General features: G+C 43.1%; 24 protein-coding genes. 20 read left to right on the top strand and 4 right to left on the bottom strand.

Annotated features, from left to right (window positions below; all coding sequences use genetic code 11):
• The first annotated feature begins 12 nt into the window (after nt 1-12).
• Nucleotides 13-513: a PTS sugar transporter subunit IIA gene (locus AC0VX7_RS15100; protein ID WP_475424902.1), complete on the top strand. Its 501-nt coding sequence runs from the start codon at nt 13-15 to the stop codon at nt 511-513.
• 268 nt (nt 514-781) lie between these two features.
• On the opposite strand, the gene AC0VX7_RS15095 is transcribed toward AC0VX7_RS15100, so the two are convergent.
• Nucleotides 782-1,375: a DUF502 domain-containing protein gene (locus AC0VX7_RS15095; RefSeq protein ID WP_475424901.1), complete on the bottom strand. Its 594-nt coding sequence runs from the start codon at nt 1,373-1,375 to the stop codon at nt 782-784.
• A gap of 63 nt (nt 1,376-1,438) precedes the next feature.
• Nucleotides 1,439-2,533, bottom strand: coding sequence for an SGNH/GDSL hydrolase family protein (locus AC0VX7_RS15090; RefSeq protein WP_475424900.1), 1,095 nt, complete (start codon nt 2,531-2,533; stop codon nt 1,439-1,441).
• Between the two features lie 304 nt (nt 2,534-2,837).
• Here AC0VX7_RS15090 and AC0VX7_RS15085 point away from each other — a divergent pair, with 304 nt between their 5' ends.
• The 16 genes from AC0VX7_RS15085 (at nt 2,838) to AC0VX7_RS15010 (ending at nt 19,591) form a co-directional block, all read left to right on the top strand.
• On the top strand, nt 2,838-2,978 hold the full coding sequence (locus AC0VX7_RS15085) for a YjcZ family sporulation protein (protein ID WP_215036605.1): 141 nt from the start codon (nt 2,838-2,840) through the stop codon (nt 2,976-2,978).
• A 191-nt stretch (nt 2,979-3,169) separates the two neighbouring features.
• Complete coding sequence (locus AC0VX7_RS15080; RefSeq protein WP_475424899.1) at nt 3,170-4,636, top strand: NAD(P)/FAD-dependent oxidoreductase; 1,467 nt, start codon at nt 3,170-3,172, stop codon at nt 4,634-4,636.
• 64 nt (nt 4,637-4,700) lie between these two features.
• Complete coding sequence (locus AC0VX7_RS15075) at nt 4,701-5,681, top strand: S66 family peptidase (RefSeq protein WP_475424898.1); 981 nt, start codon at nt 4,701-4,703, stop codon at nt 5,679-5,681.
• 1,145 nt (nt 5,682-6,826) lie between these two features.
• Nucleotides 6,827-8,188 carry an aspartate aminotransferase family protein gene (locus AC0VX7_RS15070; RefSeq protein ID WP_475424897.1) on the top strand — a complete coding sequence of 454 codons (1,362 nt, stop codon included), beginning with the start codon at nt 6,827-6,829 and terminating at the stop codon, nt 8,186-8,188.
• On the top strand, nt 8,189-8,881 hold the full coding sequence (locus AC0VX7_RS15065; RefSeq protein WP_475424896.1) for a CoA transferase subunit A: 693 nt from the start codon (nt 8,189-8,191) through the stop codon (nt 8,879-8,881). It begins immediately after the preceding gene.
• Nucleotides 8,866-9,531 (top strand): 3-oxoacid CoA-transferase subunit B, encoded by a 666-nt coding sequence (locus AC0VX7_RS15060; RefSeq protein ID WP_475424895.1) that lies wholly within the window; start codon nt 8,866-8,868, stop codon nt 9,529-9,531. The genes AC0VX7_RS15065 and AC0VX7_RS15060 overlap by 16 nt, the downstream gene beginning before the upstream one ends.
• Nucleotides 9,527-10,813, top strand: a complete 1,287-nt coding sequence (locus AC0VX7_RS15055; protein WP_475428165.1) for a peptidase — start codon at nt 9,527-9,529, stop codon at nt 10,811-10,813. Before AC0VX7_RS15060 ends, AC0VX7_RS15055 begins: the two co-directional genes overlap by 5 nt.
• Nucleotides 10,814-10,985: 172 nt before the next feature.
• Nucleotides 10,986-12,269: a 4-aminobutyrate--2-oxoglutarate transaminase gene (gabT, locus tag AC0VX7_RS15050; protein WP_475428164.1), complete on the top strand. Its 1,284-nt coding sequence runs from the start codon at nt 10,986-10,988 to the stop codon at nt 12,267-12,269.
• Nucleotides 12,270-12,281: 12 nt separating this feature from the next.
• Nucleotides 12,282-13,703 carry an aldehyde dehydrogenase family protein gene (locus AC0VX7_RS15045; protein ID WP_475424894.1) on the top strand — a complete coding sequence of 474 codons (1,422 nt, stop codon included), beginning with the start codon at nt 12,282-12,284 and terminating at the stop codon, nt 13,701-13,703.
• A 62-nt stretch (nt 13,704-13,765) separates the two neighbouring features.
• On the top strand, nt 13,766-14,632 hold the full coding sequence (ablB, locus tag AC0VX7_RS15040; protein ID WP_475424893.1) for a putative beta-lysine N-acetyltransferase: 867 nt from the start codon (nt 13,766-13,768) through the stop codon (nt 14,630-14,632).
• Between the two features lie 47 nt (nt 14,633-14,679).
• Complete coding sequence (locus AC0VX7_RS15035) at nt 14,680-16,074, top strand: sigma-54 interaction domain-containing protein (RefSeq protein ID WP_475424892.1); 1,395 nt, start codon at nt 14,680-14,682, stop codon at nt 16,072-16,074.
• A 174-nt stretch (nt 16,075-16,248) separates the two neighbouring features.
• On the top strand, nt 16,249-17,682 hold the full coding sequence (gene kamA / locus AC0VX7_RS15030) for a lysine 2,3-aminomutase (protein WP_475424891.1): 1,434 nt from the start codon (nt 16,249-16,251) through the stop codon (nt 17,680-17,682).
• A gap of 11 nt (nt 17,683-17,693) precedes the next feature.
• Nucleotides 17,694-17,975, top strand: a complete 282-nt coding sequence (locus AC0VX7_RS15025) for a YokU family protein (RefSeq protein WP_475424890.1) — start codon at nt 17,694-17,696, stop codon at nt 17,973-17,975.
• 130 nt (nt 17,976-18,105) lie between these two features.
• The gene (locus AC0VX7_RS15020) at nt 18,106-18,297 is read left to right on the top strand and encodes a hypothetical protein (RefSeq protein ID WP_023627685.1); all 192 of its coding nucleotides are present in this window, start codon (nt 18,106-18,108) and stop codon (nt 18,295-18,297) included.
• A 192-nt stretch (nt 18,298-18,489) separates the two neighbouring features.
• Nucleotides 18,490-18,711 (top strand): YozE family protein, encoded by a 222-nt coding sequence (locus AC0VX7_RS15015; RefSeq protein ID WP_215036487.1) that lies wholly within the window; start codon nt 18,490-18,492, stop codon nt 18,709-18,711.
• A gap of 181 nt (nt 18,712-18,892) precedes the next feature.
• Nucleotides 18,893-19,591, top strand: coding sequence for a hypothetical protein (locus tag AC0VX7_RS15010; protein WP_475424889.1), 699 nt, complete (start codon nt 18,893-18,895; stop codon nt 19,589-19,591).
• Here the strand turns inward: AC0VX7_RS15010 and AC0VX7_RS15005 are convergent.
• Nucleotides 19,588-19,758: a hypothetical protein gene (locus tag AC0VX7_RS15005; RefSeq protein WP_215036489.1), complete on the bottom strand. Its 171-nt coding sequence runs from the start codon at nt 19,756-19,758 to the stop codon at nt 19,588-19,590. The two genes, AC0VX7_RS15010 and AC0VX7_RS15005, sit on opposite strands and share 4 nt — an antisense overlap.
• A 135-nt stretch (nt 19,759-19,893) precedes the next feature.
• Here AC0VX7_RS15005 and AC0VX7_RS15000 point away from each other — a divergent pair, with 135 nt between their 5' ends.
• Both AC0VX7_RS15000 and AC0VX7_RS14995 read left to right on the top strand, forming a co-directional pair.
• Nucleotides 19,894-20,067 (top strand): YozD family protein, encoded by a 174-nt coding sequence (locus AC0VX7_RS15000; protein WP_023627690.1) that lies wholly within the window; start codon nt 19,894-19,896, stop codon nt 20,065-20,067.
• A 166-nt stretch (nt 20,068-20,233) separates the two neighbouring features.
• On the top strand, nt 20,234-21,004 hold the full coding sequence (locus AC0VX7_RS14995; protein WP_475424888.1) for a sporulation protein: 771 nt from the start codon (nt 20,234-20,236) through the stop codon (nt 21,002-21,004).
• Between the two features lie 47 nt (nt 21,005-21,051).
• Here the strand turns inward: AC0VX7_RS14995 and AC0VX7_RS14990 are convergent, their stop codons facing one another.
• On the bottom strand, nt 21,052-21,183 hold the full coding sequence (locus tag AC0VX7_RS14990) for a hypothetical protein (protein WP_285289116.1): 132 nt from the start codon (nt 21,181-21,183) through the stop codon (nt 21,052-21,054).
• A gap of 182 nt (nt 21,184-21,365) precedes the next feature.
• On the opposite strand from AC0VX7_RS14990, the gene deoD reads away from it, so the two are divergent.
• Nucleotides 21,366-22,070: a purine-nucleoside phosphorylase gene (gene deoD, locus AC0VX7_RS14985; protein WP_214910647.1), complete on the top strand. Its 705-nt coding sequence runs from the start codon at nt 21,366-21,368 to the stop codon at nt 22,068-22,070.
• Nucleotides 22,071-22,295: the final 225 nt, after the last annotated feature.

The raw sequence follows: 22,295 nt of genomic DNA, 5'->3' as shown, positions 1-22,295 counted from the left end.
GGAATGATTCGTATGTTTAAAAAGCTATTCGGGAAAAAAGAAGAACCTATAAAAACAATCCAGCTGCTAGCACCAATGACGGGGAATGCAGTGAATGTAAGTGCAGTTCCGGATCCTGTTTTTTCTGAAAAAATGATGGGGGACGGATTGGCAATTGAACCGTCAGAGGGAGTTGTCGTATCACCGGTTGATGGTGAAATCATGCAGGTGTTCCCGACTAAGCACGCGGTCGGAATCAGGGCAAAAAACGGAGCAGAGATACTGATTCATATTGGGTTGGAGACTGTTTCCCTCAAAGGAGAAGGCTTCGAAACGCATGTGAAGCAAGGTGATACAGTCAAGGCTGGGGACAAGCTAGTGACCTTTGATATGGGAATCATCAGCGAAAAGGCAAAGAGTACGGTAACACCAGTCATTATCACCAACACAGATCAAGCTGCTTCATTGAAGGTTTTAACAGAAGGCAATGTAGAAAAGGGTACGACACCAATCCTTGAAGTGACTTTTGAATAGTGGAGACACTTTTTTAGGGATGCTCGGCAGAAAGAAGATCACCTGAAAACAACCATAAAGGCAAAAATGAAAACAGCCGCTGAATCAGCGGCTGTTTTCATTAGGCTCTTTTCTCAAACTTTGTTGTTATTGAATTCAAAATTGGATTGAAATACCTATATTCCTTCGTAAAGTTGTCTTATGAGAAAAGAGCATGCAAATTTAATACCGACCTGCAAAATGGGTATATACTACGTTAAAATCGGCTTTAGGATTACGAAAACAGCCTTTAATTAACAGACTTTTGTCCATTTGACGAAGTCATTCCGCCAGAGAGGATGAATTTCATCGCATCTTCTGGTTTGACATCAATGATTTCTACCTCAGTCTTGGGGATCAGGAAAGTGAACCCGGCTACTTGGAACGTTTGAGGCACGTAGACAGCAACATGCTCTGATAATGGCTCATGGAATGCCTTCAGGTTTTCTGTAGTTATGAAGCCGAGGCTCTTCATATTGGTACCAGGAATCGTAACCAAAGCGACCTTGGAAAACGACTTTTTCTCGCCAAGAAAGGAATGGACTGTATCCTTTATAACAGAATAAACCGTCTTTACGAAAGGAGTTTTTTCCAATAGCCTGTCAATTAGCTTGATGATACTTCCGGTGATGAATCGGGTGGACAACCATCCCAGAATGGTGATAAGGACAAGAGTCGTCAGAAGGCCGATACCCGGAATGTACCTTTCTTGCAAATATGGCTTCAGAACATTACCCAGAAGGCTGTCAAAAAACATGAATGTTTTATAAATGACATAGATAACAAGAATGATGGGGACTATTGTCAGGATCCCATTAATGAAATTCTTCAGTACACTTTTCATAGTAAACTCCTTATTCAAAACATATGGAAGTATCATACACTTTTTAACTGGATTTTTCTATGATTAATTTATCTTATCCTTAGCGACGATAATCGATGAAATCTGGATGACTGACTTATCACTCGTGTTGTTTGGAGAGGGGGTTTCTGCTGCTTCAAACCGGACAGTGTGACGTCCCTTATCCAAGCCGCTTGCGATAAAAAGATACCTTTCTCGAGTAAAAGGCCACCAGGTGGAAAGTGTCCTGACATATTCCCCGTCAATATAAACCTTCAGCGTTCCCCCATCCAGGCTTCGAATGGCATTTACCCCAAGAATAGGGCCCTCGAATTCATACTCTAGATAATCTCCAGGTCTTTTGCTTATATTTATTCCATTTTCTCTCCGGAATCCATTGCTTGCAGTTACTAGCTTCTTTTCATACAGAATTAAAGTTTGTTCCCTGGTTAAGGGCTTTGGCAGACTGGAAATCTCGGCGCCTATTTCGATATTTTTCTTGATCAGTTCAAGTATGGAGGCAGCGTACAACTGATATCCCTTACCATTTGGATGTACCATATCAGTGGTTAGCTGCTCTGTCAGCATTCCTGATTCCTTGAAGGGAATGCGCATGTCCAGGGTTTTTGCTCCGTAATGGGTGGATACTCTATTAATCGCATCAGCAAATTGTTCTTGTTTTAAAGGACTTTCGATGATGGTGATGATTTCTGAGCCAGGATAACGCCCCTTTGCATCTCGGATCAATTTTTCGTAAAAAAAAGTAAACTGTTCGGGATTCATGTATTTACGGTCATTTTCGCCAAAAACAATAAAGACGAGATCAATGTCCCGGAATTTCGGCGATTTTTGCAGTTTGTAAATTCCTTCAAAGGAGGTTGCTCCGCTCTGGACGAGCATATTTCTTCTTGCCTGAGATCCGCTGAAATCCTTAAGAAGCACCTCTAGCTGGCTGTACCAGCGCAAATCCTTAGTCTCTGCGCCAGCACCCCGGCCAATGCTGTCGCCGATTATCAAATAATTAAACGATGAACCAGAGGCGATTTTTTCATATACTGTTAAATCCTTGGAAAGGTAATGTTCTGACTTTATCGCTAAAAAAGAAATAACGGCGGCGGTAATGAAGACTATACTGTAAATTTTTTTAGCGCTGAATTTCATTCTTGTTGGTATCCCTCCGGAAAATAAAATCTCTATTTCCATTTTAGACGCTTTTTCTGAATCATTGAAATGAAATTTTCATTCTCGCGATGTTATTAGGACTATAGCGGAAATCCACATCCGCATTCAAAGAGCATTTTTAAAAATCGGGAAATTTCAAAAAATAGGCTAATGCACAAACGGGTCAAGTACCCATATCATACCGTAAAGGGAAAGCAATTCAAAAACAAACGAGGAGTGGTTTTTAATGTACGGATATGATAATGCCCCAATGCCTGTAACTGCACCAATGGCAACTGCACCAATGCATGGCACTTTCTGTGGCGGAGGTTATCCTTATGCAGGAGTGGCGGGTGCTGGTTACGGATCCGGCGGTTTTGCATTGATCGTTGTATTGTTCATTTTGTTAATCATCATTGGTGCTTGCTGCAGCTATAACTGGTAAAAACAATGAGCTGAAATAAAATACCTTGAGAGGTTGTCTGACAACAGGCAGCCTCTTATTTTGTTATTCCAAATTACGAACATTTTATCGTTTGAAATAAAATATAGTTCGTGATTAAAGTTGACCGACTCGATATATTTTGTTATATTTACCAATGGTTAAGCAAAAAACAGATTGGCGGGGGATGCTGAATGAATACTAACTATGATGTGATTGTCGTTGGAGCAGGTCCGGCAGGTATTTTTACTTGTTATGAATTATCGTTGAAGATGCCTGATGCGAATGTCTTGCTAGTTGATAAAGGTCACGATATTTATCGGAGGAACTGCCCGATTTTACAAAAGAAGATTGAAAAATGTCCGCCAGCAGCAGGGAAGAAGGATTTTGCAGGGTGCCTGCCGGCATGTTCGATTACGAATGGCTTTGGCGGTGCCGGTGCCTATTCTGATGGGAAGTTTAATATTACAAGTGAATTCGGCGGATGGATGACGGATTACCTACCTGATTCAAAAGTTGTCGAATTAATTAAATACGTAGATGAAATCAATCTCAAGCATGGTGCAACTGAAAGCATAACTGACCCGATGACAGATAAGGTCCGTGAAATTGAGAGAAGAGGATATGCCGCAGGACTGAAGCTGCTGAGGGCGCAGGTGCGCCATCTTGGCACGGAACAGAATCTTGAGATTTTAAAAGATATTTTCGAGTACTTAAAAGATAAGGTCGATATGGCGTTCAAGACAGAAATCGAGGATTTGATTACAGAAAAGACGCCGGAAGGCCATAGAGTCACAGGTGTTGAGCTTAAGAACGGCGAGAAAATTTCTGCTGAGAAAGTTGTCGTTGCACCTGGTCGTGATGGCTCCAAATGGCTGACACAGCTTATGAAAAAAAGAAGGCTAAAGATGATGAATAACCAGGTCGATATTGGTGTTCGTGTTGAAACTTCCAATGTCGTCATGGAGGAAATAAACGAACATTTATATGAAGGTAAATTTATTTTCAATACTTCTGTGGGGACCAGTGTGAGAACATTCTGCAGCAATCCATCTGGACATGTTGTAGTCGAGAACCATTCTGGAATCATGCTCGCTAATGGCCATGCCTACAAAGATCCTAATCTGGGAAGCAGTAATACTAACTTTGCCTTGCTTGTTTCACATACATTTTCTGAGCCATTCGACAAGCCGAATGAATATGCCCATGAAATCTCCAGGCTGGCGAACAGCCTTTCAAATGGCGGCCTGATCGTGCAGAAATACGGTGATATTTTAAAAGGACGAAGGTCCACGGAAAAAAGAATTAAAGAGGGATTCCTGGAACCGACTATGAAGGAAGCTGTTCCTGGAGATTTGGGACTCGTGCTTCCATATAACACGCTTAAGAGTTTGATCGAAATGACGGAAGCGCTCAACCAGGTTACTCCTGGCCTGGCTTCAGACCATACTTTGTTCTATGGAGTAGAGGCAAAATTCTATTCCGCAAGGCCGAAGTTGAATGACAGGTTTGAATCAGAAATTAGCGGCCTCTATGTTGGCGGGGATGGTGCCGGTATAACGAGAGGACTGGCTCAGGCGAGCGCATGTGGAGTATGGATTGCGACCGACATAATCGAAAAATCGAGGACTGGCCGGAAACCGGAGCCTGCACTTGTTTAAAGATGCTTACACTCTTCCATTTCTTTGATAAAATAAACCTATATACAGAAGAGGCGGGGAGAGTATGTTTGCACCTAAATTAGTGCCAGGGGATGAAATAAGAGTAATCGCACCGGCGACGAGCATGATCATTTTAAAAGAAGCACAGGTCGATTTGGCTGTTGAAAGATTGAATAATCTGGGCTTCAATGTGACATTCGGGAAGAACGCAGATGCGCATGATGAGTTTTTTAGTTCTTCTATTGAAGAAAGAATCGAGGACTTGCATGACGCTTTTGCAGATCCGAATGTAAAAGGGATTCTTACTGCAATTGGTGGCTATAATTCTAATCAGCTACTAAAATATATAGACTTCGACCTGATTGCTGCTAATCCAAAGATTTTTTGCGGTTACAGTGACATTACAGCGTTGCAGCTGGCAATCTATAAGAAAACTGGTCTCGTGACCTATTCAGGGCCCCATTTCTCGAGCTTCGGCGTGAAGCATGGACTTGAATATACGATGGAATCGTTTCTGCAGGCAGTCACAAATGATGCTCCATATGAGGTTGTTCCATCTGTAACGTGGTCTGACGATGCCTGGTATCTCGACCAGGAAAATCGGACATTTCACGAACAAAATGGCTACCTGATTCTCCAGGAAGGTGAAGCCGAGGGGAAACTGGTTGGCGGCAATCTCTGTACGATGAACCTGCTTCAGGGTACAGAATTCATGCCTTCCCTAAAGGATAGCATCCTGTTCATTGAGGATGATGAAGAAAGCCATTCCAGGAGCTTTGACAGGGACCTGCAATCGCTGCTTCATCTTCCAGATGCTGATTCAATAAAAGCTCTTTTGATAGGCCGTTTCCAAAAGAACTCCAATATTACGCAAGAGGCATTAAGGAAAATCATTTCCAGTAAGGAAGAACTGCGGAATATACCAATCATCGCAAATGTAAACTTTGGCCATGTCCAGCCATTTGCGACGCTGCCAATCGGGACAATCGCAACAGTAAAAGCAATGGATGGGCAAACTGAAATATTTATTGAACAAGAAGAATAGGGTTTTAAAAACTATATGACACCTTTTATGGGTGTCTTTTTTTCTGCCTAGATTTGCAGATTTTATATCAAGAAAAAAACGGAGAGAATAGCTGTCCGAAATAGGTGCAGGTTCGGCCAAAACAGCCGATGGAAGAACAGAATTTGTCCGAAGTCCCCCAGGTTCAGACAAAACAGCCGATGGAAGAGCAGAATTTGTCCGAAGTCACCCTGGGTTCAGACAAAACGGCCGATGGAAGAGCAGAATTTGTCCGAAGTCACCCCAGGTTCAGCCAAAACGGCCGGCGGAAGAGCAGGTTTTGTCTGAAGTCCCCCCAGGTTCAGACAAAACAGCCGATGGAAGAGGAGAATTTGTCCGAAGTCCCCCCAGGTTCGGCCAAAACAGCCGATGGAGGAGCAGAATTTGTCCGAAGTCCCCCCGGGTTCAGCCAAAACGGCCGGCGGAAGAGCAGGTTTTGTCTGAAGTCACCTCAGGTTCAGCCAAAACAGCTGGTGAAAGAGCAGGTTTTGTCTGAAGTCACCTCAGGTTCAGCCAAAACAGCCGATGGAAGAGCAGAATTTGTCCGAAGTCACCCCAGGTTCGGACAAAATAGCCGATGGAAGAACAGAATTTGTCCGAAGTCCCCCTGGGTTCAGACAAAACGGCCGGTGAAAGAACAGAATTTGTCCGAAGTCCCCTCAGGTTCAGCCAAAACAGCCGATGGAAGAGCAGAATTTGTCCGAAGTCCCCCCAGGTTCGGCCAAAACGGCCGGCGGAAGAGCAGGTTTTGTCTGAAGTCACCCCGGGTTCAGACAAAACAGCCGATGGAAGAGCAGAATTTGTCCGAAGTCCCCTAGGTTCGGCCAAAACGGCCGGCGGAAGAGCAGGTTTTGTCTGAAGTCCCCCCAGGTTCGGCCAAAACGGCCGCCGGAAGAACAGATTTTGTCCGAAGTCCACCCAGGTTCGGATAAAACAGCCGATGAAAGAACAGAATTTGTCCGAAGTAGGCAGGCCTCAATAATAGAAATTTTTCCGAACTTCTCCCTGCCTGAAAAAACCAGCCAGTACCACTTATTTTTTACAACTTCACGAAAGATTCGCCTTTTCAATTCATACAATTTACAGAATGTCCATTTGATTTTAATTGCGGTGAATGGAGTGAATTTATGAAGCCGTCCTACTTGATTAAACCTGCCCTGGATGAAAGCTATCCAGAGATTGACTATGGAAAAGGTGTCTTTCTTTTTGATAAAGATGGCAAGAAATACCTTGATGCTGCATCTGGGGCTGTCACGGCAAATATTGGACACGGAGTTCCAGAAATTATATTGGCAATGCATGAACAGTCCAAACGGGTGTCTTTTGTCTATCGCTCCCAATTCACAAGTGAGGCAGCAGAAAAGCTGGCAGAAAAACTTGCTGATGCTTTGCCGGGGGATCTAAATTGGAGTTTCTTTGTGAACAGTGGTTCCGAGGCAACCGAAACGGCGCTGAAAATTGCGATTCAGTACTGGCAAGAGAAAGGGATCAAGTCAAAAACAAAAATTCTATCAAGATGGATTAGTTACCATGGGATTACTCTTGGTGCTCTTTCAATGTCAGGACATCCAGGGAGAAGAGCAAGGTTTGTTCCATTGCTTGAGGAATTCCCAACGATTTCACCTCCATATTGCTATCGGTGTCCATATCAAAGCACGGCACCTGAGTGCGGATATTTATGCGCGATGGAGCTTGATGGAGCGATAAAGCGGATTGGTTCTGACCATATTGCCGGATTTATTGCAGAACCGGTGATTGGTGCTGCTGGAGGCGCGATCACTCCCCCAGAAGGTTACTACGAAGCTATTAAAAAGATATGTGACGAAAACAATATATTATTCATTGCGGATGAGGTGATGACAGGCTTTGGCCGAACAGGGCCGATGCTGGCATCTGAACACTGGAATGTCATTCCTGATATTGTCGCGCTCGGTAAGGGAATGGGGGCTGGATATGCCCCGATTGCCGCGACGGTCGTCAGTGATCACGTCATGGAGCCAATCCTGCACGGCTCTAAATCGATTATGAGCGGTCATACACTTAGCGCGAATCCACAATCATGTGCGGCTGCACTGGCGGTATTGGAATACCTCGAGAACAATGACATTTTAAGTGATGTGGAATCAAAGTCGGTTTACCTTAGAAATAAACTTGAGCAGCTAAAAAAACAGTTTGATTTTATAGGAGATGTACGGGGAAAAGGTTTGCTGCTAGGTCTTGAATTTGTCAGATTGAAAGGTGCGAAGATCCCGTTCGAACGAAGTATGAAGTTAACTGAGTTAGTTGTAAAAGCAGGCAGGGAACAAGGAATCTTGCTGTATCCTGCAGGAGCCGGCCTAGATGGAATGTCAGGGGACGCAGTGATTATTTCCCCGCCGCTGACTATCACCAAGCGTGAGATTGACGAGTTAATAAACTTGCTGAAGGCAACATTCATTGAAGTTTATAGAATACTGGGATTTCCTTATGAAAATGGAGTTGAAAAATAGATGGAAAATCCATTCGGAAAAATAGCGACGCTTGAGCAGGCAATGGAGCATTTTTATGACGGTATGACCTTGATGTTTGGTGGTTTTGGTGGAGTGGGATCTCCTCCTGACCTGATTGATGGCATTCTTGAAAAAGAAATTAAAAATCTAGTGCTGATTGGAAATGATACAGGTTTCCCTGAAATCGGCATCGGGAAAATTGTCAGCCGGGGAAAGGCAAGAAAAGTCATCGCCTCCCATATTGGGTCGAATCCGGTAGCCGGCGAACTGATGACCAGGGGCGAAATGGAGGTCGAGTTCTCTCCACAGGGAACTTTGACGGAACGCATCAGGGCTGGAGGAATGGGGCTTGGTGCTATTTTGACAGATGTAGGCGTTGATCATGAATTTGTTGCAAAAGGCAAAAAAAGAATGAACTTGAACGGCAAGGATTATTTGATTGAGACAGCATTGACTGCAGAGGTATCAATTGTTTATGCCAAAAAGGCAGACCCCTATGGAAACCTTGTCTTCGATAAAAGTGCGCGGAATACAAATCCGCTCGTGGCGATGGCTGGAAATTTCACGATAGCGGAGGCGGAGGAAATCGTTCCTCTTGGTAGCCTGGATCCAGAAGAAATCGTGACGCCCGGTGTATTCGTGGATATGGTAATTCCTTCTGGAGGGGTGAATTGGCAATGGGCATGGGAATAGATGTCAGAAATAGGATGGCCCGACGAGCAGCCGAAGAAATCGCTCCGGGCATGGTTGTGAACCTGGGAATAGGGATTCCTTCACTAGTACCAAACCACCTTCCGAGAGAAACGAGAGTGATGTTCCATGCCGAAAATGGAATTGTTGGGATGGGGAAGTCGCCTGAAAAGGGGCTGGAGGATGAGAACCTGTGTAATGCTGGTGGTTTCCCGGTTACGATCATGGAAGGTTCCTCTTATTGTGATAGTGCAGTGGCGTTTGGAATGATTCGGAGAGGCAGGGTAGACCTTACCATTCTCGGTTCCTTGCAGGTTAGCCAAAAAGGAGACTTGGCGAACTGGATTGTTCCCGGCAAAAAGGTTCCGGGCATGGGCGGAGCGATGGAACTGGCACAAAAAGCAGGGAAAGTAGCAGTATTGATGAACCATACAGACAAAAATGGTGTACCTAAAATTGTGGAATCGTGCACATTGCCTCTGACCGCCGAAAACTGTGTCGAGATTATTATCACTGATCTTGCAGTTTTTAATATACATGAAGGTTCGTTGATTTTGTCTGAACTTTTTGCGCCACATACTGTCACTGAAGTTATGGCTAAGACCGCGTGCGATTTTTCAATCGTCGAGGATATCCGGATTATTGAATATTAAAGGGGCTGATATCGTGCAATCTGCTGAGCAAAAGGTGAGGAATTACATTAAGGAAAGCAGAATAAGAGGGACACGGCTTTTGCAAAAATTAGTCCAGGAACCAAGTACAAGAGGTAATGAAAGTGGTGCACAGGCGGTCATTATTGAAAAATGTCGTGAGCTGGGACTGGAAATGGATATTTGGGAAATCGGGAATAGCGGACTGACTGTTCACCCGGCGTTTTGTTCTGATCGGAAAGACTTCAATGGGAACCCAAATGCTGTAGGAATCATGAGGGGAACAGGTGGAGGCAGGTCGATGATCCTTAATGGACATATCGATGTTGTTCCCGCAGGCAACGCAAGTGATTGGGATAAGGAGGCGTTTAGCGGACATATTGAATGCGGCAAATTGTTTGGCAGAGGTTCAACAGATATGAAGGGTGGCACAACTTCACTGCTTATGGCAATGGAGGCAATAAAAAATTCAGGAATAAAGTTAAAGGGCGATGTCATTTTTCAAAGTGTGATTGAAGAAGAAAGCGGTGGAGCGGGCACACTTGCCACAGTCCTGCGTGGTTATAAAGCGGATGCTGCAATCATCCCTGAACCTACTAATATGAAGCTTTTTCCAAAGCAGCAAGGGTCGATGTGGTTCAGGATTTCTGTAAAAGGAAAAGGGGCGCATGGCGGAACGAGGTATGAAGGTGTCAATGCGATTGAAAAGGCGATGCTGGTAATTGATAGACTGAGGAGCTTGGAGTCTTGGAGAAATGAAAGAATCACAGATCCGTTTTTTGAAAGTATTCCCATTCCTATACCTATCAATATCGGAAAAATCCATGCCGGAGACTGGCCATCATCTGTACCTGATTTAGCGGTAATTGAGGGCAGGATGGGGGTCGCCCCAAATGAAACACAGGAAGAGGCAAAACGAGAAATGCATGAAGCGATTGTCGGTGTCTGTAACGATGACCCATGGTTAAAAGAAAATAACCCTGAACTTGAATGGTTTGGTGCAAGCTGGCTGCCAGGCGACCTGGATCCTGAACACGAACTGATTCATGTCCTTACTGAAAGCTATAAGGAGGTTAAGGAACAGTCTCCATTAATCGAAGCATCTCCATGGGCTACAGACGGTGGTATCCTTTCAAAGGTCGGCGGAGTGCCAGTAGTGGTTTTTGGGCCAGGGGTAACGGAAACGGCGCATCAGGCGAATGAATACATCAAGCTTGAAGATATCTTTGAAGCGGCGGAAATCATTGCATTGGCACTGCTTAAGTGGTGTGAAATCAGCGAATAAGCTATTTTTGCATATATAAAAAAACAGATTCCGGGTTTTTAAGAGTTAAATAGTCCATTCTTCAAAGAGCACAAAATACCCAAATGTGGACCTGAACATGCCAATCAGGATGAGGGGGAGTTGAAAAGTGGGAGATATCAAGATTAGGACGTCCATTCCTGGTCCAAAGGCAATGAAATTGCTGGAAAGAAAAGAAAAGAATGTTCCTGTTGGACCTTTCAACACAATTAAGTCGTTTGCGGAAAGAGGCGAAGGTGCATTATTGACGGATGTCGATGGAAACACATTCATCGATTTTGCGGGTGCAATTGGCACACTGAATGTAGGTCACTGTCCACCTGAGGTTGTGAACGCACTTCATGAGCAGATCGACCGCTATCTTCACCCGTGCTTCCATGTGATGATGTATGAACCTTATATAGAACTGTCGGAGTTGCTCAATAAAATCACACCAGGGACTCATGATAAAAAAACTTTTTTCCTTAGCAGCGGAGCTGAAGCGGTAGAAAATGCGATTAAAATAGCCAGGAAGTATTCAGGACGGAAAGGAATCATTTCATTTGAACGAGGCTTTCATGGAAGGACCTATATGGCAATGTCCCTGACCAGCAAAGTGAAACCCTACAAGTACCAGTTCGGGCCATTCGCACCAGAAACATATAAATGGCCATACCCAGTGTATTCTCAAGAAAAAGGCATGGCACCTGATGAACTGGATGCATTTATGCTGAAAAAGTTTGAGGTTTTTTTCCTTAGCGAGGTGCCAGGCACTGAAATTGCTGCAGTCATTATGGAACCGATCCAGGGTGAAGGCGGTTTTAATATTCCATCCAAAAACTTTGTTCAAGGTGTGAAGAGGATCTGTGAACAGTATGGCATTCTCTTTATTGCAGATGAAATCCAAACCGGTTTTGGCAGGACAGGAAAGATGTTTGCGATGGAGCATTACGATGTCGTTCCTGATTTGATGACAATGTCCAAATCGATTGCTGCCGGGCTGCCAATCAGTGCGGTCACAGGAAAGGCTGAAATTATGGATTCTGCAGGTATAGGAGAAATTGGCGGAACCTTTGGCGGAAGTCCTCTCGGTTGTGTAGCGGCAATAAAAGTCGTTAAAATGATAGAAGAGCAAAAACTTCTTGATAAGGCGAACTCGTTCGGCGAGAAGTTTCAGGAAAGGTTCGGCAAACTGACAGACCGTTTCCCGGAGATTGGTGATATCCGTTCCTTGGGAGCTATGTGTGCGATCGAATTTTTCGATGATAATGATCAACCTAACGGACAAATCGTTCGGGAAATACTTACAAAAGCACATCAACGAGGATTAATTTTAATGAGTGCTGGCCTTTATGGGAATGTAATCAGGCTTTTAGCTCCTCTTGTTATAACAGATGATCAAATTGAGGAAGGCTTCAATGTACTTGAGTCAGTAATTACTGAATGCTGCCAGAGGTAGGGGGGAAAGAAAATGAAACAGAGTTTATGGATTAATGGAGAGAATGTGGAAACAGAAAAATATCGTCCGCTTTCTAATCCTTTTAATGGACAGAATATTGCCGAAGTAGCTGAGGCAAGCAAGGAAGATGTGATAAGAGCGATCGATTCAGCTGCTGGAGCAGCAAGGAAGATGGCAGAGATGGATGCCCATAAGCGTTCAGATATTCTTCGGAGAGTGGCTGAATTAATCCAGGAGGACAGGGAAGAGTGTGCCCGTCTGATCGCGGAGGAATCCTCCAAACCATTAAAAGCTGCCCGTGGTGAAGTAGACCGTACCATCATGACCTATACATTTGCTTCAGAAGAGGCTAGGAGGCTCCATGGTGAAACAATCCCGATGGATGCAGCTCCTGGAGGCGAGGGAAGAGTGGCCTATACTGTAAGGGAGCCGCTGGGAGTAATCGCTGCAATCACACCTTTCAACTTTCCGATGAACCTTGTGGCCCATAAGGTCGGGCCTGCAATCGCTTCCGGAAATACGGTAGTCCTTAAGCCAGCCAGCCAGACACCGTTATCCGCCTATAAAATTGCTTCCTATTTCCATCAGGCAGGACTCCCTGCGGGTGCTCTAAATGTAGTGACTGGCAGCGGAAAAAATGTTGGTGATGTGCTCATTGACGATGAGCGGGTAAAAATGGTCACCTTTACCGGCAGCCCTGAAGTCGGGAAGCAGATCCGCGAACATGCAGGATTAAAACGTGTAACACTCGAACTAGGATCTAACTCAGCATTGATTGTCGATGAAGGAACCGACCTAAAAAAAGTGATGCCAAGAGTCGTTACTGGAGCCTTTTCAAATCAGGGGCAGGTTTGCATTTCTATCCAGAGAATTTTCGTACACGAAAGGATATCTGATGAATTTGTATCATTGTTTGTTGAAGAAGCTGGAAAACTGAAAGTGGGAGATCCACTGGATGAGCAAACAGATTTAGCTGCAATGATCAGCGGAAATGATGTGACAAGAGCAAAGGCCTGGATTCAGGACGCGGTAGAGAATGGAGCGGAGCTGGTATATGGCGGAGAGAGTGAAAGACAAATTCTGAAGCCAACTGTGCTGCTAAATGCGCAGCTTACTGATAAAATTTCCTGTGAGGAAGTATTCGCTCCGGTGGTCCATATCAACACCTTCAAGGAATTCGATGATGCAATCGATCAGGTCAATGACTCAAAGTTCGGGCTGCAGGCAGGGGTCTATACAAATGATCTTCAAAAAGCGATGAAAGCGGCAAAAAACCTTCATGTTGGCGGGGTAATGATCAATGAAATACCGACGTTCCGAGTAGACCATATGCCATATGGCGGCGTCAAAATGAGTGGAACCGGCAGAGAAGGGATTAAATACGCTTTAGAAGAAATGACCGAACTGAAGCTTGTTTCAATCAAACTAGATTGAATTGTCAGCCTGGCCTAAGGCCAGGCTTTTCACACGATGGGAATTTTAAAGGGGGCATGAAGATGCATTTAGGGAAAACAATGGTTTTATCGGAAAAGGAATATAACATGACCGTTTATCTTGATAAACAGAATAAGCGGGTCAGAGTAGAAGACTATATAGGGAGTTTATCAAACGTATTGGATCGAGCTGAAGAGCTTGTAGAGAGTGAAAATGCTGATAAATTGATTATCAAAGGTAGAAGAGAACATTTTAATCTGCTGCTTGAACGAGGTTTTAGTTTTGAGGCAAGTATTGATGGATTTTTCCTGGGCTCTGATTGTATGTTCTTTTCGAAGTTTTTCAGCGACGATAGAAAGACTTCACCGCATTGGCTGCAAGAGGACGGAATCATCAAAAGTGTTTACCATTTGGCAGAACCGGCACAGAAAATCAGTCCTCCAAAGGATTATATTTTTAAAAAAATGACCGAAACAGATGCAGCAGGCTTATCTGATTTATACAAAGCGGTTTTCCAAATTTACCCCACACCCTTGAATAATCCAGAGTATATCGTGAAAACAATGCAAGAAGGAAGTATGTATTTCGGCTTTGTCCATGATGGTCAAATCGTAAGCGCAGCATCAGCCGAAGTGAACTCTTTTTATAAAAATGCAGAGATGACTGATTGCGCGACATTAAAAGAGCACAGGAAGCACGGCTTGATGAAGGTGCTATTGGCCCGCCTTGAGGATGAACTAATTGAAAATGGCATTTATTGCTCATACTCCATTGCCAGGGCTTTATCATTCGGGATGAACGCAGCCCTGCATCAATTGGGTTATGCATACCGAGGCAGGCTGGTGAACAATGTGTATATCTATGATAAAATTGAAAACATGAATGTATGGGTAAAAGATTTGGCAAAATCGCCAAATTTTGGGCAGTGATAAGACAGTTTTTCGGCACTCTGTCATATACTCAATATGGGAGTGTGATGAGATTGAATTCAGTATCAAATGTAACGGAAGAAATCCTGAGCGCAATATTGAAATGCATCGACGAGGCGATCCATGTCGTGAATACAGAAGGCATTACCATTTTTTATAATGAAGTTGCTGCCAAGCACGATGGACTGGGAATCAGCGAAGTGGTTGGGAAACCGCTCCTTAATGTATTCCCTTCACTGAACAATCAGTCCAGCACTCTATTGAAAGTAATCGAAACGAAGAAGCCGATCTATAATGAAACCCAGTCCTTCGTCAATTTGCATGGGCGGAAAATCGACACTGTCAATACCACCCTGCCAATCTTCGTACAGGGAGAATTGATTGGAGCAGTTGAAATTGCAAAGGATTATTCTCAGATTAAGCAGCTTTCTGAACGTCTGGTCGAAATTCAAAAAAGTCTTAAGCATCGTGGCGGGAAAGCCGTTAAACAGCAAGCAGGCTATATGTTCAGGGACCTGCTTACAAACAATAAGCATTTCATGACGGTTAAAAAGAAGGCAGAGAAACTGGCAAAATCTGATTCTCCGATTCTTGTGTATGGGGAAAGCGGGACCGGCAAGGAGCTTTTCGTCCAATCCATCCATAACGCCTCCAGTCGGGCAGCGGGACCTTTTATTGCGCAAAACTGTGCGGCTATTCCGGAAAACCTGCTTGAAAGCATCCTGTTTGGTACATCAAAGGGAAGCTATACGGGAGCAGTGGACAGGCCTGGACTGTTCGAGCTCGCAAACGGTGGGACACTTTTCCTTGATGAGCTGAATTCGATGCCGTTCGACCTTCAGGCCAAGCTTCTTCGTGTCATTGAGGATGGTGCTGTCAGAAGAATCGGCGGTTCGAATGTCACTTCTGTAAACGTCAGGGTGATTTCTGCGATGAATGTTTACCCTACTGTGGCAATGGAAGCAAACCAGCTCCGCACGGATCTGTTTTACCGCCTGAATGTATTGACATTCGAACTGATGCCCTTAAGACATAGGAAAGAAGACATCCTTTATTTGTCCGATATCTTCATAAGTCAATATAACAAGCAGCTGAGAAAGCATGTTTCTGGCCTGGATGATCAAGTTAAAGCCATTTTTCTTAAACACCAATGGCCAGGTAATGTCAGGGAACTGAAGCACACAATTGAATACATGATGAATGTGTGTGAAGGCAGTATGCTGACTGGACAAGACCTTCCAATGATGATGAAAAACATCCAGCCAGAACCCGGTGAAGAAACACGTACTTCCTTTGTTTTGAGAGAGAATCTAAAAGAGCTTGAAATCCAATTGATCAATGATGCGCTGAATGCTTCTGGAGGCAATGTCCAGAAAGCAGCCGTCCTGCTTGATATCCCAAGACAAACACTTCAATATAAAATAAAAAAGTTAAATATATAAATTTTCTAATCTGCCGATTTTTCAGCAGGTTATTTTCTTTTTATGCCGATTATAATTCGCTGATCTTTCTCGAACCCCTGCAGGAAGCTGGATTGACCGAATTCAGAATAATCCGTCACTTTTGGCATGGAACTTGCATTATAAATAGATATAAAATAGCTAGGGGGAAATGGGATGAAACAGACATTATATAAGCCTTCGAGACATTGGCAGGATATTGAGCTTTGGAAGAACGTTACAGAGGAACAATGGAATGACTGGCTGTGGCAGCTTACAAATACAATCAGGACACTGGATGATTTAAAGAAAGTTATTAATCTCACACCCGAAGAAGAAGAGGGTGTCCGGATCTCGACGAAAACAATCCCGCTCAATATAACACCTTACTACGCTTCATTAATGAATCCAGACGACCCGCGCTGTCCAATCAGAATGCAGTCAGTGCCAATCTCCAAGGAAATACACAAAACGAAATATGATCTTGAAGATCCACTTCATGAAGACGAGGATTCACCAGTACCTGGTTTAACACATAGATATCCTGACAGGGTGCTTTTCCTTGTGACCAACCAATGCTCGATGTATTGCCGCTATTGCACAAGGAGAAGATTTTCCGGACAAATCGGTATGGGTGTTGCGAAGAAACAGCTTGATGCCGCAATCAACTATATAAGGAATACTCCTGAGGTCCGCGATGTATTGATATCTGGCGGTGATGGCCTGCTGATCAATGATAATATTCTCGAATATATATTAAAGAACCTGAGAGAAATCGACCATGTTGAAATCATCAGGATTGGAACCCGGGCACCCGTTGTTTTCCCGCAGCGAATTACCGAGAATCTTTGTTCAATCCTCAAAAAATATCATCCAATCTGGCTTAATACACATTTCAATACATCAATTGAAATTACTGAAGAATCGAAGCGGGCTTGTGAAATGCTTGCCAACGCAGGAGTTCCTGTCGGAAACCAATCCGTCATTCTTGCAGGAATCAATGACAGTGTCCCGATCATGAAGAAGCTCATGCATGACCTCGTGAAAATTCGTGTTCGCCCTTATTATATTTACCAATGTGACCTGTCAGAAGGAATTGGCCATTTCCGTGCGCCGGTCACAAAGGGACTTGAAATTATAGAAGGCTTAAGAGGACATACATCTGGTTACGCAGTCCCGACATTCGTAGTTGATGCGCCAGGCGGAGGCGGGAAAATCTCCTTGCAGCCAAATTACCTGATATCCCAGAGCCCGGAAAAAGTCGTCCTCCGCAACTTTGAGGGAGTAATCACCTCTTACCCAGAACCTGAAAATTATGTTCCAGGCAGAGCGGAAGGTTACTTCAAACAAGTCTACCCAGATTATGAAAAGAAAAAATCAAACGCTGGAATCGCAGCAATTATGAACGACAGTGAATTCAACCTGATTCCTGAAGGACTTGGCAGGATCGACCGCAGGGAAAAGTATGAGGAAGACCCTGCACATGCATCCCTGAAGGATAAGCGAGAAAAACGTGATGAGCTGAAGGAAAAGAAATTTGTGGCACAGCAGCAAAAAACGACAACTGAAGCAGCTGATGGGCAAGGCGCAGTCCCATCCACAAAGGAATAGGAGGTTGAAAGATGGGGAAATGCGAGTGGTGCAGCAGTGAAAATACCAAAGCTGTAACTGACAAGGTATATTGGGAGCTTCCGGACGGAACAAAAGCAATTCAAATTAATGAAACACCTGCCATCCATTGTCTCGATTGCGACATGACCTACCAGACAGAGTTGATCACAAAGGAAATCGAAGATCAATTATTTTTAATCGATACGAAAAAACTCGGTAAATTGGTTACCTTTGAGGAACTGATGGCACAGCCAAGATTGTTGAAGCGAAATTACTTTGATTTTTCCTCTTAAAAGTTAGTGTGATATAAATAACCTGAATTAGAATGCTGTTCACAAAAGTTTCACACTTCCTTTTTATCCAGTTACTCCCTTCTCTTTATAATAGAGTGGGGAGTATTTATTTTGGAAATGGGGAGAGTAAATGTCTATCGCTTTATCTATCATGCTGGTAGCGGCAATGGTTGTCTTATTCTTTTGCGGATATTATGTAAGGCTGATCATTGAGAAATTCGGGATGAACTGGCTCCATGCCGTGCCAATCACCGTGGCGATCTTAATGTTCAATATAATATGGGCATTGCTGGAGATGGCGAAATCAGCCAGATGGCAATAAGAAAAGCGCAAGCGCCTTGCTCAGCCCGCGGAAAGCGAAGCGCCTGGAAGGAAACACAACAGCCTAGTATAAAAAAGGGGCACCTTACCTAATCGGGAAGGTGCTCTATTCTTTGCATTAAAGTGGACGTACCCTGAACAAATCCGTTATAGTATGGACAAACTAATTTTAACAATAGGAAGGCGTTCATATATGTATAAAAGCTTTTACCATTTTCTCATGAAATACCGGACCACCAAACCGAAGGATGCAATCAGCAGGTTTGCCAATTCCGCATATGATGACCTCTCGTTCCCTAAAAATTCGGAGGATTACGATGAAATAAGTTCTTACCTGGAATTAAACGGACATTATCCAGAAAGTATGGCTGTTTTTGACGACGCCTGGGAGGAATATTTAATAACAGAAAGCTAATAAGCTCTTGCGGCTTACCCGCGGGAGTCTTTTTTATGCCTTTTTTTACAGGACAGTTTTTTTTAACCGACTCGCGGCAAGAAATAAAAGCTTCTTCCCCATCTAGGCGTAGCGATTTTCAGAAAAGTGCATATACTGTTGTAATCACAATTCACGACTCATCGTTGAGAGGATGGAGGAAATGGAAAAACGGAAAAAACCTAAGTTTAACATCGGTGATACAGTCGTGATCACTATTTATGGGACTGTGGGGAAAGTGACAAATATAAAATGGCTTGACGGCCTTCATGTATACGAGATAAATAAGAGCGAGGGCTTGTATTTGGAAACCAGTTTGCAGATGCTCTCTGAATACGATGGGAAGCTGCTTGAAAAGGAGCAAATCGACATCGAATATAAATATTTTTTCGGAGACTTAGTGCAGGTAAAGGGATATGGTTCAGATCTATTTAAGGTTGTCGGTTTTCGTACAGAAATCTGGAGATATAAGGAAGATGCCTGGGAGGATGTCATTTATGAACTTTCTAGGATTAAAGATGGAGAATGGCTTGAAGCCGGGGAAGAAGAACTAACACTTGTTGCTGACTCGGACAGTGCAGATACAGTTATCCAGAAGCTGGGTCTTTTGTTTTCGGCAAATAAAGAAGTAAAGCCATCCGTCAACCTTGAGAAAAAGTCTCATCAGCCAAGAGCAGGTGAAAAAGAAGAGTTGCGGAAAATTCATCAGAAGAGGATGACGATCGATAATCTTCTCGATTTATATAATGATTACCGAATTTTATATAAATGGTTCAAAGATGAAGAATACGCACATGTCATGAGAGTCATTCTACGCAAACTTTCAATGCTTGTTAATAATGATGGAAAAAGCCACGTTTAGAATAATCCTGCAAATTCAAGCAGCACATAAACAAGAAAAGGAATTCCCGCCAATTGGAAAACTTTAAATAGGAAATTCACTATGGTGCCAAACAATTCAACAACCATACTATCTTCTTTGTTCACATCCTCAACAAACATTTCGGCAAGAATACCAAGTCGCTGCATACCAGATCACTCCTAATTTGATTTATTCCATTCTATGCTTGTCCAAAAACAATAGAACAATTTTCAGAAAATTGGTTTAGCTTGGCATTAAACATCTGTGCTTCACATACATTTGGAATAAAGGGGGGCGAATCTGTGAAAGAGATTGAGGTTGTTATCGATACAGAAGAGATTGCTGAATTTTTCTTTCATGAACTTGTAAAAAGGGGATACGTTCCCACAGAGGAAGAACTTGAAGAGATGGCAGATATCACATTTGAATATCTGATCGAAAAATGTATTATCGATGAGGAAGAAGATATAGACTAGGTAAGGTGCACTTTGTAATGGCAGGTTCTGATGAATCTGCCTTTTTATATTTTGGTAAGGAGCTAAAAAGTACATTAAAAAAACATTCTGTTCAGTGAAACTCTCTCAACTTATAATCGTATATATTTATATGAAAGAAAAATGTAAAATCAGGGAGGCAAATGGTATGTCATTTTTTAATAAGGTTTTTGCCAGTGTCGGCATAGGTGCAGCTAAGGTTGATACGAAGCTGGAAAAAGACCGAGTGATGCCAGGAGAAGAAGTACGTGGGATTGTGGAAATTCGCGGGGGAAGCACAGAGCAGAATATCGATGACATCTATTTGAGTTTACATACAACTTACATAAGAGAAGCAGATGATAAAAAGTTTACTGCCACAGCCCAAATTGATCGTTTTAAACTTACACAGTCATTCTTAATCAAAGAGAATGAAACAAAGGAAATTCCTTTTACCTTCAGGCTTCCGTTGGAAATGCCATTATCGATGGGTAGGACGAAGGTTTGGGTGTCGACAGGGCTTGATATCAAAAATGCCGTTGATCCAAGCGATAAGGATTATTTGACAGTAGTGCCCAATCAGTTGATGTATGGAGTATTTAACGCAATTAGTGACCTTGGCTTCCGGCTGAGGGAAGCTGAGTGTGAGCAAGCGCCAAGACATCTCCGGAGAAATATGCCGTTCGTCCAGGAGTTTGAATTCGTGCCGACATCAGGTTCATTTAGAGGACGACTGGATGAACTAGAGGTAATTTTCTATCCAAACAGTGAGAACGAAATGGAAGTCTTGATGCAAGTTGACCGCAGGGCCAGGGGACTTGGAGGTTTCTTGTCAGAAGCGATGGGGACGGATGAAACTTATGTAAGGATGAATATCCATGCTTCTGACCTTCCGTCTTTGAAGCAGAAGTTACAGAACACGATTGAGAGTTATTGCTAATAAGCACGGAAAAAGCCGATGAAGCAAACTGCTTCATCGGCTATTTATTATCCTTGTTTCTTTCTTCCTGTCGCAGAAAATTCTTTGCCGTGGGCTTCCTGTTCAGCAACGATTGCTTCTGGAGGTATATGATTGTTTTTCTTTGGTGAATTGATTCGGTTGCGGTGTTTCTTGCCCATTGCTTCATCACCTTCTCTTTCGTTTTTTATATAACTGGTGAAGAGGATTTTTTCTTTCAGCTTTGGTAAAGCTATTTTTAGCTTGCCCGTTTATAAAATTGTCATGAAACTGAAGATTTTCCTGCTTAACTATATTGTGGTATAGTTTTGAGGTAGCAACCTATAGGATGGAGGATTATTGAATGAGTGTACATATTGGTGCTAAAGAAAATGAAATCGCAGAAACGGTATTGCTTCCTGGGGATCCATTAAGAGCAAAATACATTGCAGAAACATTCCTTGAGGATGCAAAGTTATATAATGAAGTCCGAAATATGTTTGGTTACACAGGAACATATAAAGGTAAAAGAATTTCTGTTCAGGGAACAGGAATGGGAGTTCCGTCCATTTCAATTTATATCAATGAATTGATGAATAGCTATAATGTCCAAAACTTGATTCGTGTTGGTACTTGCGGAGCAATCCAGAAGGATGTTAAAGTCCGTGACGTCATCCTGGCAATGACTTCTTCAACTGACTCCCAAATGAACCGACTTACATTCGGTGGAGTGGACTTTGCTCCAACAGCGAACTTTGACTTATTGTACAAGGCGTATAATTCAGGTCTTGAAAAAGGTTTGAACCTTAAAGTTGGTAACGTATTCACTGCAGACCAGTTCTACAATGATAATGCAGAATTGGAAAAATGGGCAAAGTACCAGATTCTGGCGGTCGAAATGGAAACAACTGCTCTCTATACTCTGGCTGCAAAATACGATCGCAAAGCCCTTTCAATCCTTACAGTCAGCGACCATATCCTTACTGGAGAAGAAACTACTTCAGAAGAGCGCCAAACTACATTCAACGACATGATTGAAGTTGCATTGGAAGCTGCTATAAAAGAATAACTACTCAAGAAGACCCTTTCTTTCATGAAAGGGTCTTCTTATGGGCAATTTTCTTAATAACTGACTTAATTAGACATTGCTGGGATCTGTTGAAGCCAAAATGTCTAAAAAACCTTGTTTAATGGACATTTCGGATGCCAGTTGAAGCCAAAATGTCTAAAAAACCTTGTTTAATGGACATTTCGGATGCCAGTTGAAGCCAAAATGTCTAAAAAACCTTGTTTA

This window comes from Mesobacillus sp. QJM3NY_10, assembly GCF_056173465.1.
This window is presented reverse-complemented; position numbering and strand designations above follow the sequence as displayed.

Excerpts from the sequence above, each read along its gene's own strand:
- deoD (WP_214910647.1), top strand. The coding sequence starts at position 21,366 with ATGAGTGTACATATTGGTGCTAAAGAAAATGAAATCGCAGAAACGGTA.
- AC0VX7_RS15015 (WP_215036487.1), top strand. The coding sequence starts at position 18,490 with ATGTATAAAAGCTTTTACCATTTTCTCATGAAATACCGGACCACCAAA.
- AC0VX7_RS15005 (WP_215036489.1), bottom strand. The coding sequence starts at position 19,758 with ATGCAGCGACTTGGTATTCTTGCCGAAATGTTTGTTGAGGATGTGAAC.
- ablB (WP_475424893.1), top strand. The coding sequence starts at position 13,766 with ATGCATTTAGGGAAAACAATGGTTTTATCGGAAAAGGAATATAACATG.
- AC0VX7_RS15035 (WP_475424892.1), top strand. The coding sequence starts at position 14,680 with ATGAGATTGAATTCAGTATCAAATGTAACGGAAGAAATCCTGAGCGCA.
- AC0VX7_RS15080 (WP_475424899.1), top strand. The coding sequence starts at position 3,170 with ATGAATACTAACTATGATGTGATTGTCGTTGGAGCAGGTCCGGCAGGT.
- AC0VX7_RS15070 (WP_475424897.1), top strand. The coding sequence starts at position 6,827 with ATGAAGCCGTCCTACTTGATTAAACCTGCCCTGGATGAAAGCTATCCA.
- AC0VX7_RS15100 (WP_475424902.1), top strand. The coding sequence starts at position 13 with ATGTTTAAAAAGCTATTCGGGAAAAAAGAAGAACCTATAAAAACAATC.
- AC0VX7_RS15065 (WP_475424896.1), top strand. The coding sequence starts at position 8,189 with ATGGAAAATCCATTCGGAAAAATAGCGACGCTTGAGCAGGCAATGGAG.
- AC0VX7_RS15085 (WP_215036605.1), top strand. The coding sequence starts at position 2,838 with ATGCATGGCACTTTCTGTGGCGGAGGTTATCCTTATGCAGGAGTGGCG.
- AC0VX7_RS15025 (WP_475424890.1), top strand. The coding sequence starts at position 17,694 with ATGGGGAAATGCGAGTGGTGCAGCAGTGAAAATACCAAAGCTGTAACT.
- AC0VX7_RS14995 (WP_475424888.1), top strand. The coding sequence starts at position 20,234 with ATGTCATTTTTTAATAAGGTTTTTGCCAGTGTCGGCATAGGTGCAGCT.
- AC0VX7_RS14990 (WP_285289116.1), bottom strand. The coding sequence starts at position 21,183 with ATGGGCAAGAAACACCGCAACCGAATCAATTCACCAAAGAAAAACAAT.
- AC0VX7_RS15060 (WP_475424895.1), top strand. The coding sequence starts at position 8,866 with ATGGGCATGGGAATAGATGTCAGAAATAGGATGGCCCGACGAGCAGCC.
- AC0VX7_RS15010 (WP_475424889.1), top strand. The coding sequence starts at position 18,893 with ATGGAAAAACGGAAAAAACCTAAGTTTAACATCGGTGATACAGTCGTG.
- gabT (WP_475428164.1), top strand. The coding sequence starts at position 10,986 with ATGAAATTGCTGGAAAGAAAAGAAAAGAATGTTCCTGTTGGACCTTTC.
- AC0VX7_RS15020 (WP_023627685.1), top strand. The coding sequence starts at position 18,106 with ATGTCTATCGCTTTATCTATCATGCTGGTAGCGGCAATGGTTGTCTTA.
- AC0VX7_RS15095 (WP_475424901.1), bottom strand. The coding sequence starts at position 1,375 with ATGAAAAGTGTACTGAAGAATTTCATTAATGGGATCCTGACAATAGTC.
- AC0VX7_RS15090 (WP_475424900.1), bottom strand. The coding sequence starts at position 2,533 with ATGAAATTCAGCGCTAAAAAAATTTACAGTATAGTCTTCATTACCGCC.
- AC0VX7_RS15045 (WP_475424894.1), top strand. The coding sequence starts at position 12,282 with ATGAAACAGAGTTTATGGATTAATGGAGAGAATGTGGAAACAGAAAAA.
- kamA (WP_475424891.1), top strand. The coding sequence starts at position 16,249 with ATGAAACAGACATTATATAAGCCTTCGAGACATTGGCAGGATATTGAG.
- AC0VX7_RS15075 (WP_475424898.1), top strand. The coding sequence starts at position 4,701 with ATGTTTGCACCTAAATTAGTGCCAGGGGATGAAATAAGAGTAATCGCA.